Source organism: Clostridium frigoris (assembly GCF_018861865.1).
Lineage (GTDB): Bacteria > Bacillota > Clostridia > Clostridiales > Clostridiaceae > Clostridium_AD > Clostridium_AD frigoris.
The window spans coordinates 30,676-50,194 of sequence record NZ_JAHLDV010000012.1; the positions used below are offsets into that span (position 1 = coordinate 30,676).

The following is a 19,519-nucleotide window of genomic DNA, read 5'->3' on the forward strand; positions in this document are numbered from 1 at the left end:
AAAGTAAAATAAACCAATATTAAGGGGGAGTTTTTTATAATGGAAGAAGATAATAAAAAATTAGGACTTGGGCTACTTGTCGCTTTAGGCATTGGTACTATGATTGCCTCAGGTATTTTTAATAGCCCAACGGACCTAATATCAACAACAAATCCAATGGCAGTTCTCATTTCATGGGGTATTGGAGTTTTTGGCGTAATTATGCTAGGGTTGGTATTTTACTTACTTTCAAATAAAAGACCTGATTTACAGGGGGGCATTTATTCTTATGCAAAAGATGGATATGGTGACTTTGTAGGTTTCAATTCAGCTTGGGGTTATTTTACAAGTTCTTTCCTTGGAAATATAGCATTTGTTGTTTTGATTTTTAAAACTATAAATAGTTTAATTGGAGAAGGATATTCAATGCCTCCAATTTTATCGTTTATACTTGCGTCTATCCTTTTGTGGTCATATTATTTTATAATAAGACGAGGTATAAGGCAAGCAGGTATACTGAATTTAATAGTTACAATTGGTAAAGTTATACCCCTGATTTTAGTAATAATATTTGGATTTTCAGCGTTTAAACTAGGTATATTTAATGTAGATAACTGGCAGACGGTTTTAGCATCAAGTGGAGACCATGTTAATTTAGGGAAACAAATAAGTGGGGCTATGGGAACAATTTTATGGTGCTTTGTTGGTGTTGAAGGCTTAGTAGTTTTGTCTCAAAGAGCAGAATCTCAAATACTAGTTGGTAAAGGGACAATAATTTCACTTGCTATAACGGCAACACTTTATGTATCAATATCTATATTATCAATGGGTATTCTTCCAGCTAAAGCTTTAGTTGCAGCACAAACGCCTCTAGCAGCTGTTTTAGCACAAACAGCACTAGGAAGTGCAGGGGCTATGATTGTTAAAGTTGGAATATTAATTTCACTTATAGGAGCACTTCTTTGTTGGCTTTTACTAACAACAGAAATCCTATATGTTCCAGCAGAGCAAGATGGGTTAATGCCTAAGTGGTTTAAAAAGAATAACAATAAAAATGTACCTACAAATGCTCTTTTATTTTCAATGCTCGCAACACAAATAGGGCTTTTAGCTATGTTATCACCGGCATTACAAAAGGCTTATTATGTAGCAACTCACATGTGTACAACTAATATTTTAATCCCATACTTATTAACATCTATGTTTGCATATAAAGTATATAAAAAAGAAGGCGGACATATTAAAGAAAAAATTATAGCAATAATTGCAGGTATTTATTCAGTTTATGTTATATATGCAGTAGGAATTGGATACTTAGGGTTAGCTGTTGTAATTTATGCAATAGGTATAGGCTTTTATTTAAAAGCAAAAAAAGAAAAAAATGAAGCAATTACTTATAAAGAAAAGTTGGCTATGGTAGCTATTATTATAGTAGCTATTATTATGATAATAGCAGCAGCTATGGGTAAAATTTCTGTTTAAAGACATTTCTGAAGTCGTTAATGCAGCTCCACAGGAGATGATTTGACGACATTTTAACAGTATTTAATGTATCTCCGGTGGCGTTTTATTGGCGATCCAGGAGATGATTTGACAACAATTCAGAAGGAAATTTCCTTCTGAATTTGTTATTATTATACATTCAGACATGATAAAGAATTACATAAGTTATATGATAGATTTTAAATATAGAATTGTAAGGAGAAAGATATTATGAAAACTAAGAAAAGTGTTGTTTGAACAAACATTTAATAAAAAGAAGAGAATAAAATCTATTTTTATCATTGCTATAGGGGTTGCCATAGCCTCTCAAATTAATATTAATTTTTTTGTTCCAGGGTTTATAGTAACATTATCTGTGGTTATATTGCCTGTTTTTCTTTATTTTTATAAAGAATTTAATCCAATAGAAATTCTCTTTGTAACTGGAATTATTTCTCCACTTTACAGGGGTGTGTTTTTATACTTTGGTACTGGCAATCTGCATAATACAATTAGATTTATAGGTGCAGATGTTTTGTTTTATTTTTCATATGGTATTTTATTTTATCTATTGTATTGGAGAAAGAAAAAGACAGGAATTACTGATTTATTTATTTCAGTATTCTTTTGTGATTTTATTTCAAATGTAATAGAAATAAGTATTATGCTCCATTTTAAAAGATATAGCTATATCATGTTTCAAGATTTAGCAATAATAGCATTTATAAGAACAGTAATTATGATATGTATTATATTGTTACTTAAATATTATAAGTTCTTATTGATTAATGAAGAACATGAAAAAAGATATAGAAGATTAATATTAATGACTTCAAGTGTTAAAAGTGAAATATATTTTATGAATAAAAACAATGCAGATATCGAAGGTGTTATGAAAAAAGCCTATTTGCTTTATAAAATAATATCAGAGCAAAATTATCCATTGCAGTTAAAAGATCTTTCGCTTGATATAGCAAAAGATGTGCACGAAATAAAAAAAGATTATATAAGTGTTATAAAAGGGTTAGAAGAAATGGTTGGTAAAAAAACAGATACTGCAGAAGTGGATATGGCTAAAATGAATATTAAAGATATTGTAAACATTATTAAAACTGATGTATTGAAATATATAAAAACAAATAAACTTAACATTTCCTTAGAATTTAAGCTAGAGGATAATTTCAACGTAGTAGAGCATTTTTATATAGTTTGCATATTGCGAAACCTTATTTACAATAGTATAGAATCTATGGATAAAAAGAAAAATGGATATATTAAAATTTTAATTAAGAGGAGCGAATATGACTGTATTCTTGTTGTATCTGATAATGGAAAAGGCATAAAAGAGAAAGATATTGAATTTATTTTTAATCCTGGATTTTCAACTAAATTTAATACAGAGACAGGTGATATTTGTAGGGGTATAGGACTTGCCCATGTAAAAGGCATTGTTAATGATGTATTTGGTGGTACCATAGAGGTACAGTCTACAGCAGGAATAGGAACTGAATTTACTATAAAAATAAAAGAAGATAATATGGAAGGGGAACCTGTATGAGATACTATATTGTTGATGATGATATAAGTATAGTGAGAATACTTGCAAATATAATAGAAGAGAATAATTTATTTGAAGTTATTGGTAGCTCAAATGATGGTGAAACAGGCTTTGATCAAATACTTTTATTAAACCCTGACATTGTACTCGTAGATCTTCTTATGCCAAAAATGGATGGAAATACTCTTGTTAAAGAAATCAAAAAATTAAGACCAGATATTTGTTTTATCATGATATCTCAGGTTTTAGATAGTGCACTTGTTGCAGATTCATACAAATCAGGAATAGAATTTTTTATAAAAAAGCCTATAAATAAAATAGAAGTAGAAAATGTAATTTTAAAAGTTGCAGAAAAAATAGATATGCAAATAACGCTGGCTAACATTAAAAAGATGCTAATGGGTTCTACAAATCATGGTAAAGATATTAATGATAGTTTAAAGGAAATAAAACATATTTTAAGTATACTAGGAATGCTTGGTGAAAAAGGAACGATAGATATAATTAAAATATGTACATATCTTATTGAAAATAATAAATCATTTTTTGAATGCGATTTAGAAAAATTATTTGCTTGTTTTGGAGATAATCCAGAGGTTGTAAAACAAAGGATTAGAAGAGCAATTAAAGATGGGATGGAGAATATCGCAAACTTAGGGATTGAAGATACAATGAATGAAACCTTTTGTACTTATTCAAATGTTCTTTTTAATTTTTCAAGTGTTAAAGCTGAAATGGATCATATAAAAGGTATAAAAAATACAAGAGGCAAAATTTCTATAAATAAATTTTTTGAAGGAATTTTACTTAATTGTGAAATAAATTAGAAAATAGTTATTATATTTGGAGGTGTTATATGTGATTAGTGTTCTAATGGAAGATTCTGAAAAAAAAATAAAAGATACTTTAATAGAATTAATTTCTGTGCGAAGTGATACAGGGACCACACTTGAGAAAGATGTTGAAAAATACCTATATGTTTGGTTACAAAAATTAGATTATTTTAAAATTAATACAAATAACTTGGGAAGTTATCCACTTAAAAACGATTCATTAGAAAGAGCTATTGTATGGGGGTTGATTAAAGGAGTTGGTAGGAAAACAGTTATTCTTCTTAATCATCATGACGTTGTAGATGCTTATGATTATCAAACTCTAAAAACGTATGCTTATTGCCCTGAATTACTTAAAGAGATGCTCAAAAATGTTGAATTAGCAAGGGATGTTGAAGAGGATTTAATGAGTGGTGAATGGATTTTCGCAAGAGGAGCTGCAGACATGAAGGCAGGTATTGCAATTCAGTTGTCACTTATTGAAGCTTTTTCAAAGCGTCAAAAATTTAATGGTAATGTTCTCTTTTTATCAGTTGCTGATGAGGAATCATTATCACTGGGAATGAGAAATAGCGCAGAGCTACTTAAAAAAATCAAGAATAAATTTGATTTGGATTATACTATTTTAATTGATTCAGAGCCACATCAAAAAACGGAAAATAATGAAGGTGTTTTTTATACAGGATCTGTTGGAAAATTAATGCCTGTTGTGTATGTAAGAGGTAAAAAAACTCATATTGGTGACATCTTTCAGGGATTTAATCCAATCCTTTTATTATCTCAAATTGTAAGTGAAACGGAACTTAATTCGGATTTCTCAGATGTTGTAGAGGATGAAGTATCACCTCCACCTTCTTGGAACTATTTTAGAGATGGTAAGAAATGTTATGATGCTTCTATACCTGATTCGGCAGGTGGATATTTTAGTGTCTTAACTCTTAAGCGAACACCAAAGATAATACTTGAGCAATTACTTAAAATTTCTAAACAAGCTTTTGAAAACGTTATATGCCAAATGAATAAAAACTATAGTAATTATTTAAATAAGAAAAATGAGTCCGAACATAAGCTTCCTTGGAAGACAAATGTTAAAACCTTTTCACAAATATATAATGACGCCATTGAACAATCAGGAGAAAAATTCATTTTAGATTATCGTTTAACTATTGAAAAATTAAAGACAGACATAAAAAATAACATCATTAGTATGCCTGAGAGTAATATAGCGCTAATTGGTAAAACACTAGACTATATTACAGATAAAACACCAATGGTGGTTATAGCATTTTCTCCGCCGTATTACCCTCACATATCAATTAATGATTTTACAGAATTAGATAATAATGTATCAGATATTAGCAATGCTGTAGTTCGTATTGCAAGGGAAGTGTGTTTTGAAACTTATAGTAAAAGAAATTATTTCATGGGTATTTCTGACATGAGTTATGCGGCATTGAATGAAAGTGAGAACGTAATACCACATATAGAATTTAATATGCCACTTTGGGAAAACATGTATGATATTCCATTTGAAACTATAAAACAATTAGCTATTCCAAGCATAAATATAGGTCCTTATGGAAAGGATCTGCATAAGTTTACGGAAAGGGTCTTTACGAATGATGTAATAAGACAAACACCAAAATTAATTGCTGGAGTAATTGATTATGTTTTAAAAAACAATTAAGATTATAAATAAAAAATATTTATAATCTTAATTGTTTTTTTGATGTAAATTGAATGTTTTTGAAAGTATGATTTTATAATGAAAGAAGAAGAAAACGATTACTTAATTAATTTAGAAACAAGGTTTAGATTTTGAATTTACATGCTTACCACAGTTAAATAAAGGGGGAGTGTAGAATGGAATCAAATAACAATGAAATAAAAGAGGTACTTGATAAATCTAAAGGACTTGAACGCAGTTTATCAAGTAGACACATTCAAATGTATACACTTGGGTCAACTATAGGTACGGGCATATTTTTAGCCTCAGGTTATGTTATACACAATGCGGGGCCTGGGGGTGCGGTGGTTGCATATTTGATTGGTGCATTAATTATGTATCTAATGATGTCATGCCTTGGAGAGCTAACAGTGGCAATGCCCGTTTCAGGTAATGTGCAAGCCTATGCAACAGAATTTATTAGTCCAGCAATAGGATTTACATCTGGTTGGATGAAGTGGATAAGTTGTGCGGTCACAGTGACAGCTCAATTAGTTGCTTCAGCGATTATAATGAAAAATATATTCCCTACTGTAAGTTCACTAGTTTGGATTGTTGCCTTTACTATTTTATTAATTTTACTTAATGTACTTCCAGCTAGGAACTATGGTGAAACAGAATTTTGGTTTGCAAGTGTTAAGATTATAGCTGTAGCTCTCTTTGTTATTGTAGGAATTGGAATTATGACAGGCGTTATTGGAGGGAAATCTATTGGGTTCACGAATTTTGTAAATGATGGAGGAGCATTTCCTAATGGGTTTAAAGCCATTGTTGTATGTATGTTATCTGCTATCTTTGCATTTGGTGGATCAGACCTTATTGCAACTGCAGCAGGTGAGAGTAAAAACCCTGGAGTTGAAATGCCAAAGGCCATAAAAGGATATGTAATTTCTATAACATTAATTTATGTAGTATGTGTTATTTTAATTGGGTGTGTTCTTCCTTGGAGAGAAGCAAACCTTGCAGGTAGTCCTTTTGCTTATATGTTTAAAAGCGCCGGCATAAGTTCAGCTGCACTTTTAGTAAATATAATTGTTGTTACCTCAGCACTGTCATCAGCAAATGGTTTTTTATATGCAAGTACAAGGACTTTGTGGTCTCTTGCAAAACATAAACAAGCTCCCAAAATATTATCAAAACTAAATAAGAATAAAGTTCCAATATATTCACTTGCTATTTCTATTGCGTTTGCATCATTTGCAATAGTTTCCAGTTTTATAGCAGCTGATACAGTCTATCTCTTCTTAATCTCTCTTCTCGCAAGCATTGATATATTCATTTATTCAATAGATTGTATATGTCAAATGCGATTTCGAAAACGTTATATATCAGAAGGGAATAAGGTTGAGGATTTAAAATATAGAACGCCATTTTATCCAGTAACTCCAATTTTAGCGCTTATATTATATGGCATAATAGTAATAGCTATGATATTTGATCCAACAGAAAAAATAGCCGTTATCACAGGAGTTCCAACAATAATAATATTATATGTTTCGTTTAAATACTTCTCTAGAAAGATGAATAATACTAATACAAAGGATACTAAAGTTTTATAATAAAAGTAAAGTAAGATATTTTATTATAAAAACAATATAAATAAAAATATTAGGAGGAATTTATTATGTTTAATTTAAGAAACAGAAACTTTTTAACTTTGATGGACTTTACTCCAAAGGAAATAAACTACTTTTTAGATTTAGCTAGCGACCTAAAGAAAGCTAAGTATGCAGGTACAGAACAGCAAAAATTAAAAGGTAAAAATATTGCTTTAATATTCGAAAAAAACTCAACAAGAACAAGATGTGCTTTTGAAGTAGGTGCACTTGACCAAGGAGCACATGTAACTTATCTTGGACCTACAGGAACACAAATTGGTAAAAAGGAATCGGTTGCAGATACAGCAAGAGTTCTTGGAAGAATGTATGATGGAATAGAGTATAGAGGATATGGTCAAGAAATAGTTGAAGAATTAGCTAAATATGCAGGAGTACCTGTATGGAATGGTTTAACAACGCAGGATCATCCAACACAAATTCTTGCTGATTTTTTAACAATAAAAGAGCACTTTGATAAGCCATTAAGTAGTATTGTATTTGTATATACTGGTGATGGACGCAATAATATGGCAAATGCATTGATGATTGGTGCGGTAAAGATGGGTATGGACTTTAGAATTGTATCTCCAAAGCACCTCTTTCCAGAAGATGAATTAGTTCAAAAATGTAATGAAGTTGCAAAAGAAACAGGAGCAAAGATTACACTAACAGACAATGTAGCACAGGGCGTTAAAGATGCAGATGTGATTTACACAGATGTATGGGTATCTATGGGAGAGGCAGATGAAGTTTGGGCAGAGAGAATTAAAATTTTAAAGCCATATCAAGTAAATATGGAAATGATTAAATTAACAGAAAATAAAAACGTTAAGTTTATGCACTGTTTACCAGCATTCCATGATTTAAAGACTATTGTAGGAAAAGAAATATTTGAAAAATACGGTCTTAAGGGTCTAGAAGTTACAGATGAAGTGTTTGAGAGTAAACATTCTATTGTATTTGATGAAGCAGAAAACAGAATGCATACAATCAAAGCAGTTATGGTTGCTACACTTGGTAACTAGTCTAAAATAAATTATATCTTATTTATAATATAAAAGGAGAAATGAATATGTCAAGAATAGTGATAGCACTTGGGGGGAATGCCCTCCAAGCAAACCCAAAAGATACTACTGCAAAGGCACAATTAATAACTTCAAGAGAAACTTCAGAGACTATTGTAGATTTAATCGAAGAAGGTCATGAGGTAATTGTTGCTCATGGTAATGGACCTCAAGTAGGCCAAATTGTAGCTAATTATGAAGCAGCAGCATCTATAAATGAAAATAGTCCAGTAATGCCTTTCCCTGAATGTGGTGCTATGAGTCAAGGTTATATAGGATATCATCTACAACAAAGTATTAGGGCAGTGATGAGAAAAAGAGGAATAAATAAAGAAGTTGCCACTGTAATTACGCAGGTAATAGTAGATCCTAATGACCCAGGATTCAAGAATCCAACTAAACCAGTAGGTTCTTTCTTTACTCATGAGCAGGCTGAAAAATTAACGGCTGAAAAAGGATATACAATGAAGGAGGATTCTAATAGAGGATGGAGACGTGTTGTGGCATCGCCTTTACCAATTGATATAGTCGAAGAGCCTATTATTATGACATTAGTTGAAGCAGGACATATTGTTATAACGGTTGGTGGAGGTGGTATACCTGTAATTGATGAAGGGAACGGTAACCTTAAGGGAGTACCAGCTGTAATAGACAAAGATTTTGCTTCTTGTAAAATAGCAGAATTGATAAATGCTGATCTTCTTGTTGTGCTTACAGCAGTTGAGCAGGTTGCTATTAACTTTGGTAAACCAAACCAAAAAAATCTTTCAAGAATGACTGTAAAAGAAGCTAAAACATATATAGAAGAAGGACAATTTGCTCCTGGTTCTATGCTTCCAAAAATAAAAGCTGCTCTTATTTTTGTTGAAGCAAAAGAGGGTAGAAAAGCAATTATAACATCTCTTGAAAAAGCTAAGGAAGCAATAAATGAAGTTGCGGGAACAGTAATATGTATGAATTAATGGAGAATAGAATACTATAAATAAGTAATTACAAAGTGAAAAATGATTTCTGTATAATACAGAAATCATTTTTTTTAGGTCACTTTAACGATATTTAAGAATATTTAAATATATAAAATAAATTATTTTTTTATATTAAATTTTTCCTGATTTTTAGATTTAAATATTATGAATAAAATGTTAACAATGCTGATTTTGTCAACGATTTCAGTGATTATTAATGGAAAAAACAAGTATAAGTGCATAAATATAAGTATGACAATAATAGCACATAAGTAATATGAATTTAGTTTGAGTATTATTATGCATTTATAGGCATAAAGAACCAAAAAAAACTTTTATGCATGTTTATACCCTATTTTTCATGTTATACATTATAAATTAGAATATTGTGGATATATATACAATTAATCTATTGTTTCAAATTTTCAAGTGGTAACATACGTAGAATTACTGTGAAAAATCAAGCTTAAGATATAAGCAGAGTTATAAAAGAGTATGAAGCTTAATAGACAAGATATATTAGATATAATCGTATAATAAGGAGGTTTCAATATAAAATCGAAAACTTTATAATGAAGATATTAAGAGAAACGATAGGGGGATAAAACATCATGGAATCATTTATAAATGTAACTTCCGAAATAGGAAAACTTAATAAAGTAATGTTACACAGGCCAGGTAGAGAAATAGAAAATTTAACACCGGAACTTCTTGCAAGATTGCTTTTTGATGACATTCCTTATTTAGAGGTAGCGAGAAAAGAGCACGATATATTTGCAAAGCTTTTAAAAGAAAATGATGTAGAGGTCCTTTATTTAGAAGAACTTGCTACAGAGGCTTTGGAAGATAATAAAGTAAAAGAAATATTCTTACAGCAGTTTTTACAAGAAAGTCACATTAGTAATAAAGAAATATATAAATCTCTTTATGATTATTTAATGTCAAAGCCTACAAGAGAAATGATTGATATACTTATGGCTGGAGTTAGAAAAAATGATATTGATGTTAAAGAGATGCATTCACTAAGAGGACTAATCGGAAACAATTATCCATTCTATTTAGATCCTATGCCTAATCTTTATTTTACTCGCGATCCAGGTGCTTCAATTGGAAATGGTATTACTATAAATACTATGCAAACTGAAGCTAGAAGGCGAGAAACTATGTTCCTAGAATTTATTCATAAATATCATAAATCTTTCAAACAACACGAAGTACCACTTTGGTATAATAGGAATCTTCCCAACAATATAGAAGGTGGAGACGAGCTTATATTATCTGCTACAACGCTTGCAATAGGATGTAGTCAAAGAACTTCACCTGAGGCTATAGAGGTAGTAGCAAGAAATTTGTTTGCAAAACATACTGCTTTTGAAAAAGTATTAGTATTAGAAATTCCGTCTAGTAGAGCATTTATGCATCTTGATACTGTATTTACTATGGTTGATTATGATAAATTTACAATACACCCAGAGATAGAAGGACCGCTTAATGTTTTTGAAATTACAAAAGGTCTTAACGGCGAATTAAATATTAAACAAGAAAAGGATATATTAGAAAATGTATTAAAAGATGCGTTAAATCTACCTTCAATTGAATTAATAAGATGCGGTGGAGGCGACTCTATAGTAGCTGCAAGAGAACAATGGAATGATGGATCAAATACTCTAGCTATTGCACCAGGAAAGGTTATAACTTATGAACGAAATTATATTACAAATGAAATTTTATCAAAACGTGGTATAACAGTTATAACAATGCCAAGTGCTGAATTATCAAGAGGACGAGGCGGCCCTAGATGTATGAGTATGCCACTAAATAGAGATAACTTATAAAAATGACGAAACTAAAAATATTAGGAGGAATTTATTATGTTTAACTTAAGAAACAGAAACTTTTTAACTTTGATGGACTTTACTCCAAAGGAAATAAACTACTTTTTAGATTTAGCTAGAGATCTAAAAAAAGCTAAGTATGCAGGTACTGAGCAGCAGAACTTAAAAGGTAAAAACATTGCTCTAATATTTGAAAAGAGTTCTACAAGAACAAGATGTGCTTTTGAAGTAGGTGCACTAGATCAAGGAGCACATGTAACTTACCTTGGACCTACAGGGACTCAAATTGGTAAGAAAGAATCTGTAGCAGACACAGCGAGAGTACTTGGAAGAATGTATGATGGAATAGAATATAGGGGATATGGTCAAGAAGTTGTTGAAGATTTAGCTAAATATGCAGGAGTACCTGTATGGAATGGCTTAACAACAGAGGATCATCCAACACAAATTCTTGCGGATTTCTTAACTATAAGAGAACACTTTGATAAACCATTAAGTTACATTTCGTTTGTATATGCTGGTGACGGAAGAAATAACATGGCAAATGCATTGATGATAGGTGCTGCTAAAATGGGTATGGACTTTAGAATTGTATCACCTAAGAGCTTATTCCCAGAAACAGTATTAGTCCAAAAATGTAATGAAATTGCGAAAGTTACAGGAGCAAAAATTACTATTACAGATAACGTGGATGCAGGCGTTAAAAATGCAGATGTAATCTACACAGATGTATGGGTTTCTATGGGTGAAGCAGATGAAGTTTGGGCATCAAGAATAAAATTATTAAAACCATACCAAGTTAATATGGAAATGCTTAATAAGACAGGTAATAAAGATGTTAAATTTATGCATTGTCTACCAGCCTTCCATGACTTAAAGACTATTGTAGGAAAAGAAATATTTGAAAAATATGGTCTTGAAGGTTTAGAAGTTACAGATGAGGTATTTGAAAGTAAACATTCTATTGTATTTGATGAAGCAGAAAATAGGATGCATACAATAAAAGCAGTTATGGTTGCTACACTTGGAAACTAGCCTGAGATAAATATAATTATAAATCTAATTGGTGAGGGTAATATTATTATTCTCGCCAAATTTCAATATTGCTAGTAGGTTAGAAGGAGAGTATAAGATGGAAAAGGATAAAAAATTAGGCGTATTTTCACTAACAGCACTTGTTATTACTTCCTCAATAGGTGCTGGTATATTCAATATATCTGGAGATTTAGCCTCAGGTGCTGCTGCAGGACCTGCAATTATTGCATGGATAATTGTTGGTTTTGGTATTTTAATGTTATCGTTATCTTTTAACAATTTATTATTAAAAAAACCTGAATTGAATGGTATATTTAGCTATGCAGAAGATGGTTTTGGAAAATTTGGAGGGTTCATTAGTGGATGGGGGTATTGGTTATCCGCATGGCTTGGTAATGTAGCATTTGCTACAATGCTTATGAGTACACTTTCTTATTTTTTTCCTGTATTTGGAAACGGTCAAAATGTTGCCTCAATTATTGGTGCTAGTATTATTATGTGGGCACTTACATATATAGTTAATAGAGGCGTTGAGGAAGCTGCTGTTATAAATACAGTAGTCACCATATTTAAATTAATACCTATCTTTTTATTCATAGTAATAGGTATTGTAGCTTTTAAGGTGGATTTATTCACCAATCATTTTTGGGGAAACATATCTACTAATTTTAATCTATCAGATATATTCTCACAAGTTAAAAGTTGTATGATGGTAATGATGTGGGTTTTTGTTGGTATAGAAGGAGCTTCTATGTTATCTTCTCGTGCTAATAAAAAATCTGAAGCTGGAAGAGCAACTATTCTTGGGTTGATAGGATTATTAATTATTTATATACTTGCTTCCATGATTCCTTATGGTGTTATGAGTAAAGATCAGTTAGCGAAATTAGCTACTCCTTCAATGGCTTATATCTTAAAAGATATTGTTGGACCTTGGGGAGCTGCATTTATAAACGTAGGTTTAATAATCTCAATTTCAGGTGCATGGTTATCTTGGACGATGTTACCATCTGAAACAACTCTTTTAATGGCTCGTTCAAAACTATTGCCAAAAATATTTGGTAAAGTAAATAAAGCTGGTGCGCCTACTTTTTCTTTGATTATCACAGCGGCCTTAACCCAATTATTTATTTTTACTTTCTTATTTACAGATAAGGCATATCAATTTGCTTATTCTCTTTGTACTGCTGCAATACTCGTATGTTACTTATTTGTTGGATTGTACCAATTTAAAATATCTTATTTAAACAGACATGAAAAGGGACAAATAAAACAAATATTAGTAGGGCTAATTACTGTGGTTTTTGAAATATGGGCAATCGTAGTTTCAGGACTAAACTATACTTTACTCTGCCTTATAGCTTATATTCCTGGAATTGTGTTTTTTGCCATGGCTAGAAAAGAAAACGGTGAAAAGAAATTGCTAACAAAGAGACAAGCTATATTGACTGCTTTAATTGTTATAGGATCAATATATATCATTTACCAATTAGCTATAGGAAAAGTTGCTATTTAAATTATCGAAAAGAGGTTTTTAATGACATTTCAAAAGGAAAATTCCCCATTTTTACAAGTGGAAGCTAACTACCTTAGTAAAAATAAAACTTCAGTGGGAATATAAATCTCCTTCTGAAGTCGTTAATGCATCTCGTGTAGAGATGTGCAGCTGCAAAGGAGATGATTTAATATGAATATTGCAAGTTTTGGCGTTGAAGAATGGTTAAATGTTTGGGAAAATGATGCTATTTATGATATAGCAGGAAGCTCGATTGCATCATTTTCATTAGAAGAAATAATATCTATAGATGGTACAACTCCAAAGGAATTTTTTGATAGATTATTAAAAACAAAAATGAATTATGGGTGGATAGAAGGTTCGCCAGAGTTTAAAAAAGAAGTTAGCAAATTATATAAAAATGTTCCACCTGAAAATATTCTACAAACAAATGGAGCAACAGGTGCAAATCTTTTAGCATTATACTCATTAATCGAGCCCGGTGATCATGTAATTTCCATGCATCCTAGCTATCAACAATTATATGATATTCCAAAGTCTTTTGGCGCAGAGGTAGATTTTTGGGAAATTTATGAAGAGAATGATTGGCTACCAACGCTCGATGAACTAAAAAAATTAATACGTCCAAATACAAAATTAATTTGTTTGAATAATGCAAATAATCCTACTGGAACAATATTTGATGATGACTTTCTTAAAGAAATAGTAAAAGTTGCGAGTAATGTTGGTGCTTATATTTTAGTTGATGAAGTATATAAACCTTTAGATTCTACTAGTTCTGTTTCTTCAATTGTAGATTTATACAATAAAGGAATTTCCACAAATAGTTTATCAAAAACATATTCAGTTCCAGGAATACGTGTTGGTTGGATTGCCAGCAATAAAGAATTAGCAGACTTATTTAGAAAATATCGTGACTACACTATGATTTGTGCAGGTGTTTTTGATGATTATCTAGCTGTTCATATATTAAAAAATAAAGAATTAGTCTACAATAGAAATAAAAAAATTGTTCATACGAATTTAGAGATTGTTAAGGAATGGGTTAAAAATGAGCCTCGTGTTTCATTAGTATTTCCAAAATATGTTTCTACATCATTTATTAAATTAGATATACCTATTGATGTTGAGCAATTTTGTATAGATATTTTAAAAGAAAAAGGAGTCCTGTTAGTACCTGGCAATCGTTTTGATGTTCCTGGACATGCTAGATTAGGATATTGTACACACACAGAGATATTAAAAAATGGATTAAAAGAGTTATCTGATTATTTAAGAAAGTTTGATAAATAACTAAATTTAAAATGATTTTTCTATTAAAATATTACATTTCATATTAAATATAAAAGGAGAAATGAATATGTCAAGAATAGTAATTGCACTTGGGGGGAATGCCCTTCAAGCAAACCCAAAAGATACTACTGCAAAGGCACAATTAATAACTTCAAGAGAAACTTCAGAGACTATTGTAGATTTAATCGAAGAAGGCCATGAGATAATTATTGCTCATGGTAATGGACCTCAAGTAGGCCAAATTGTAGCTAATTATGAAGCAGCAGCATCTATAAATGAAAATAGTCCAGTAATGCCTTTCCCTGAATGTGGTGCTATGAGCCAAGGTTATATAGGATATCATCTACAACAAAGTATTAGGGCAGTGATGAGAAGAAGAGGAATAAATAAAGAAGTTGCCACTGTGATTACTCAAGTAATAGTAGATCCTAAGGATCCAGGATTTAAGAATCCAACTAAACCAGTAGGTTCTTTTTTTACGCAGGAACAGGCTGAGAAATTAACAGCTGAAAAGGGATATACAATGAAGGAAGATTCTAATAGAGGCTGGAGACGAGTTGTGGCTTCACCATTACCAATTGATATAGTAGAAGAGCCTATTATTATGACATTAGTTGAGGCTGGACATATTGTTATAACTGTTGGTGGAGGCGGTATACCTGTAATTGACAAAGGAAACGGTAATCTCGAAGGAGTACCAGCTGTAATAGACAAAGATTTCGCTTCTTGTAAAATAGCTGAATTAATAAATGCTGATCTTCTTGTTGTACTTACAGCAGTTGAGCAGGTTGCTATTAATTTTGGCAAACCAAACCAAAAGAATCTTTCAAGAATGACTGTAGAAGAAGCTAAAACATATATAAAAGAAGGTCAATTTGCTCCTGGTTCTATGCTTCCGAAAATAAAAGCAGCTCTTATATTCGTAGAAGCAAAAGAGGGTAGAAAAGCAATTATAACATCTCTTGAAAAAGCTAAAGAAGCAATAAGTGGGGCAGCAGGAACAGTCATCATAAGCTAGTTTACATATAAATTATATGATGACAAAATAGCTACAAATGCGCATATAAAATAATTTTTTATATGAGATATATTAATTTAGGTGATACAGACTTAGTATTATTTAGTGCTACTTTAGTTTTTTTCTTTTTCAAGAGATGTTTGCTGTTATCACTCCAGTATTAATTACTGGAGCATTTTCGGATAGAGTATCGTTTAAAAGCTATGTTATTATTGGTATATATATGATATAGGAACGTATTAAAAGAATTTTTAAACGTAAAGTACTGAATAAGGATAGTATACCATTTCAACCACAAGAAAGTTATAAAATGATACTTTTTAAATGTAAAAAAGGTGGGTTCGAAGAAGAAGTACCTGACTTTGTTGCGTTTGAATGATATACACCTGAAGAATATGACAAGAAAAGTGGTAGTCCTATTGCTTTGTGTATACAATATGATTTAGATATGATAATTAAGAGGTGATGCTACACTATTTAATGAAGCATCACCTTCAATTCGTAATTTAGATATACAAAATTAAAAACTTACAAATTTGCATTTGTTTTATAAAAATTCACAAAAATGATTTTAAACTTTTATCTCGAATTAGTAATATAGACATTAATTTACTAAAGTAAATGGAGATGATTTATATGATACAATTCAGTAAAAAAGATAATGCAGCAGCAAAAACAATTAAACAATTATTAAAGTTATAAGAAGATGATATAATATGATTGTATTTGGAAAAAATTCTAATATTTTAAGATTGAAAGTGTTTATTTGGAAGGAATGGTATACTTAGATTAATAGTAGGCATGACAAAAATGCTAAATAGTTTCAACAAAATATTAGTGAAAGTTTCAGACAAAGAATGTAAATTAGTTAAATTCTATGATTATAATTATGTTGGTATTTTGAGAAAAAATAATTTCTAAAACAACAGATTGTGAGGGAGAGAAAGATGAAGATATCACGTCATGCAAAAATAATTGAGATCATACAGGCTAAAGAGGTTGAAACTCAAGAACAGTTAGCAGAAGAATTAAAAAACAATGGATTTGATATTACTCAAGCAACTGTTTCTAGAGATATAAACGAACTAAAATTAATTAAGGTTGTGAATGCATATGGAACTTACAGATATGTTACTAGTTCTCAGGGTGACAGTTTTTTATCTAATAAATTAGCTAATATTTTTTCTCAAACTGTTCTGTATGTTGATCATGTAGATAAGTTTATAGTACTTAAGACCATATCAGGAGCTGGAGCCGCAGCGGCAGAAGCTTTAGATTCTTTGAAATTCAATGGCATTGTAGGAACGGTAGCTGGGGATAATACTGTTTTTATTTTAGTTAGAAAAGAAGAAGATACAAAAGAGATAATACAAAAGGTTAAAAAAATGATTAGTGAATATGAGAAATAAGTATGCACCTATAATTAAGTAGTAAGGGAATTAAAATAATAATGGGTTGGGGGTAATTAAAATTCAAAAGTTAAGACTAAACACTATTCGTAATAAATTAATTATTAGTCTGGTAGCAATTTGTATAATTCCATTAATTATACTTGGAGTTGGTTCTTATACTCAGTCGAAATCAATTCTTAATAATAAATTAACAATAACAAGTAGACAAACACTTACGGAAATAAATCATGGATTATCAAATTATTTAAATGAATTTTCAAATATGCTTTCGATGACATCTGAAAATTATAATTTTGTTAATGTTGATGTAAGTGATAATATTAAATATATACCTGATTTATTAAAAGGCGTAACAGAAAGTAACAAAGATATACTTGATATATCTTATGGAACTACCACGGGCAAATTTAGTACATATCCTAATGCTACAATGCCTAAAGGTTACGATGCAACTAAAAGTTCTTGGTATATGCAAGCTTTAGAGCATAAAGGACAAGTTATAATAACACCTGAATATGTAGATGCTGGAACTAAAAAAAGCATTATTACACTTGCCAAAACAGTAGAAAAAAATGGGAAAGTGGTTGGTGTTGTAGAAATAGATTTAACATTAAACACACTAGCAGAACAAATATCCACAAAAAAGTTAGGGAATACAGGGTATGTGTTTATTTCGGAGGCATCAGGTAAGGTTTTAGCCCACCCTGTAAAGATGCTTATTAATACAAATACGGCTTCAAAGTTACCATTTTGGAATACAGCAAGGGTACAGAATAGTGGGTTTGTTAATTATGATGATAAAGGCTCAAAGAAGTTTGGAGTATATCAAACAAACGAATTAACAGGTTGGAAGTTAGTGGCTACTTTAGATGAAAGTGAACTATCCAATGACACAAAATCTATAATACATACAACATTATTAATAATATTAATAATGGGATTGATTTCTATAGTTATGTCATTAGTATTAAGTAAGGGTATAGCTTATAATATTCAAAAGTTAAAAGAGGTTTTTGCTAAGGCTTCTAATGGAGACTTAATGGTATCTATTAAAGCTTCAACAAAAGATGAATTTGAAGATTTAGCTACATCGTTTAATTTAATGATGAAAAATATATTAAGCATTATGAATAATGTTACAAACTCATCAAAGACGGTATCGGAAACCTCCATAACTCTTGCAAGTATGTCGGAGGAGGTAACGGCTTCTATTAGTGAAGTTTCAAGTGCAATTGAGCAAGTGTCATTAGGGGCAACTCAACAGGCTCAAAATGCTCAAGATGGTGCATTGGCAATGGATGATTTATCAAACAGGTTAGGTAAAATTAGCGCTAACTCCAATGAAATGGATAAGATTTCAAGTAGGACTAAAGATTTAGGATCGAAAGGACTGTCTATGATAGGCACTTTAATTGAAAAATCAAATAAAACTAAATCATCTACTAAATCAGTTAATGGAATAATTCAAGATATGAATGAGAGCACTAAGCAAATAAATGCTATTTCTGAAACATTAGTAAGTATTACAGAACAAACTAATCTTCTATCACTAAACGCAAGTATAGAATCTGCACGTGCTGGTGAAGCGGGTAAAGGTTTCTCAGTAGTTGCTGGAGAGATAAGAAAACTTGCTGAACAATCAAAGAATTCAACAGAAGAAATAAAGAAAATTATAGCAAATATACAGAAAAAATCTGTTGCAGCTGTAAATGCTATTAAATCTACTCAAACAGTAGTAAATGAACAGGATTTGACGGTAGGTGAAACTAAAGATATATTCAGCAAAATTTTAGAATCAATTGATATAATGATTACTAAAGTTGATGAGGTAAAAATATCGATTGTTAATGTAAATGAGAAAAAAGAATCTACAGTTCTAGAAATTGAGAATATTTCATCTATATCAGAACAAACAGCAGCCTCGTCAGAGCAAGTAACAGCTTCAACTGAAGAAATCACAGCAACTATGGAGGAATTTACAAAACATTTTAGTGAACTTCAAATATTAGCTGAGGGATTAGATACAGAAATAAACAAATTTAAAGTCAAATAAGATTTTTTAAAAGATTATATAACAAACTATGTTTTGCATATAAACGGGATACCGCAAAAGAGGGTAGAAAAGCAATTATAACATCTCTTGAAAAAGCTAAGGATGCTATAAGGGAATTAGCGGGAACAATAATAACAAAATAGATTAGAATT

At 30.7% G+C, this 19,519-nt stretch carries 14 protein-coding genes; all 14 read left to right on the forward strand.

The annotated features are described in order from the left end of the window. Window positions 1-39 precede the first annotated feature (39 nt). The 14 genes from KPL37_RS07905 to KPL37_RS07970 all read left to right on the forward strand — a co-directional run bounded on the left by KPL37_RS07905 (window position 40) and on the right by KPL37_RS07970 (window position 19,367). Entirely contained in the window at window positions 40-1,461 is a 1,422-nt protein-coding gene (locus KPL37_RS07905) for an amino acid permease (RefSeq protein ID WP_216147609.1), read from the forward strand. A gap of 250 nt (window positions 1,462-1,711) precedes the next feature. Continuing rightward, window positions 1,712-3,019, forward strand: coding sequence for a sensor histidine kinase (locus tag KPL37_RS07910; protein WP_216147611.1), 1,308 nt, complete (start codon window positions 1,712-1,714; stop codon window positions 3,017-3,019). Continuing rightward, window positions 3,016-3,846 carry a DNA-binding domain-containing protein gene (locus KPL37_RS07915; RefSeq protein WP_216147614.1) on the forward strand — a complete coding sequence of 277 codons (831 nt, stop codon included), beginning with the start codon at window positions 3,016-3,018 and terminating at the stop codon, window positions 3,844-3,846. Before KPL37_RS07910 ends, KPL37_RS07915 begins: the two co-directional genes overlap by 4 nt. A gap of 31 nt (window positions 3,847-3,877) precedes the next feature. Further along, window positions 3,878-5,539 carry a M20/M25/M40 family metallo-hydrolase gene (locus KPL37_RS07920; protein WP_216147617.1) on the forward strand — a complete coding sequence of 554 codons (1,662 nt, stop codon included), beginning with the start codon at window positions 3,878-3,880 and terminating at the stop codon, window positions 5,537-5,539. 176 nt (window positions 5,540-5,715) lie between these two features. Further along, complete coding sequence (locus KPL37_RS07925) at window positions 5,716-7,137, forward strand: amino acid permease (protein WP_216147620.1); 1,422 nt, start codon at window positions 5,716-5,718, stop codon at window positions 7,135-7,137. Between the two features lie 65 nt (window positions 7,138-7,202). Next, on the forward strand, window positions 7,203-8,201 hold the full coding sequence (argF, locus tag KPL37_RS07930) for an ornithine carbamoyltransferase (protein ID WP_246578178.1): 999 nt from the start codon (window positions 7,203-7,205) through the stop codon (window positions 8,199-8,201). 47 nt (window positions 8,202-8,248) lie between these two features. After that, on the forward strand, window positions 8,249-9,202 hold the full coding sequence (arcC, locus tag KPL37_RS07935; protein WP_216147624.1) for a carbamate kinase: 954 nt from the start codon (window positions 8,249-8,251) through the stop codon (window positions 9,200-9,202). Window positions 9,203-9,816: 614 nt separating this feature from the next. Next, window positions 9,817-11,040, forward strand: coding sequence for an arginine deiminase (arcA, locus tag KPL37_RS07940; protein ID WP_216147627.1), 1,224 nt, complete (start codon window positions 9,817-9,819; stop codon window positions 11,038-11,040). A gap of 36 nt (window positions 11,041-11,076) precedes the next feature. Further along, complete coding sequence (gene argF, locus KPL37_RS07945) at window positions 11,077-12,075, forward strand: ornithine carbamoyltransferase (protein WP_246578179.1); 999 nt, start codon at window positions 11,077-11,079, stop codon at window positions 12,073-12,075. A 97-nt stretch (window positions 12,076-12,172) separates the two neighbouring features. After that, window positions 12,173-13,591, forward strand: coding sequence for an arginine-ornithine antiporter (gene arcD / locus KPL37_RS07950; RefSeq protein ID WP_216147630.1), 1,419 nt, complete (start codon window positions 12,173-12,175; stop codon window positions 13,589-13,591). Window positions 13,592-13,762: 171 nt separating this feature from the next. Then, a complete protein-coding gene (locus tag KPL37_RS07955; RefSeq protein WP_216147633.1) occupies window positions 13,763-14,884 on the forward strand; it encodes an aminotransferase in 1,122 nt (373 codons plus the stop codon). Between the two features lie 67 nt (window positions 14,885-14,951). After that, window positions 14,952-15,902, forward strand: coding sequence for a carbamate kinase (arcC, locus tag KPL37_RS07960; RefSeq protein WP_216147636.1), 951 nt, complete (start codon window positions 14,952-14,954; stop codon window positions 15,900-15,902). Window positions 15,903-16,849: 947 nt separating this feature from the next. Then, complete coding sequence (locus tag KPL37_RS07965) at window positions 16,850-17,311, forward strand: arginine repressor (RefSeq protein ID WP_216147639.1); 462 nt, start codon at window positions 16,850-16,852, stop codon at window positions 17,309-17,311. Window positions 17,312-17,366: 55 nt separating this feature from the next. Then, the gene (locus KPL37_RS07970; RefSeq protein WP_216147718.1) at window positions 17,367-19,367 is read left to right on the forward strand and encodes a methyl-accepting chemotaxis protein; all 2,001 of its coding nucleotides are present in this window, start codon (window positions 17,367-17,369) and stop codon (window positions 19,365-19,367) included. The last annotated feature ends 152 nt before the right edge of the window (window positions 19,368-19,519 follow it).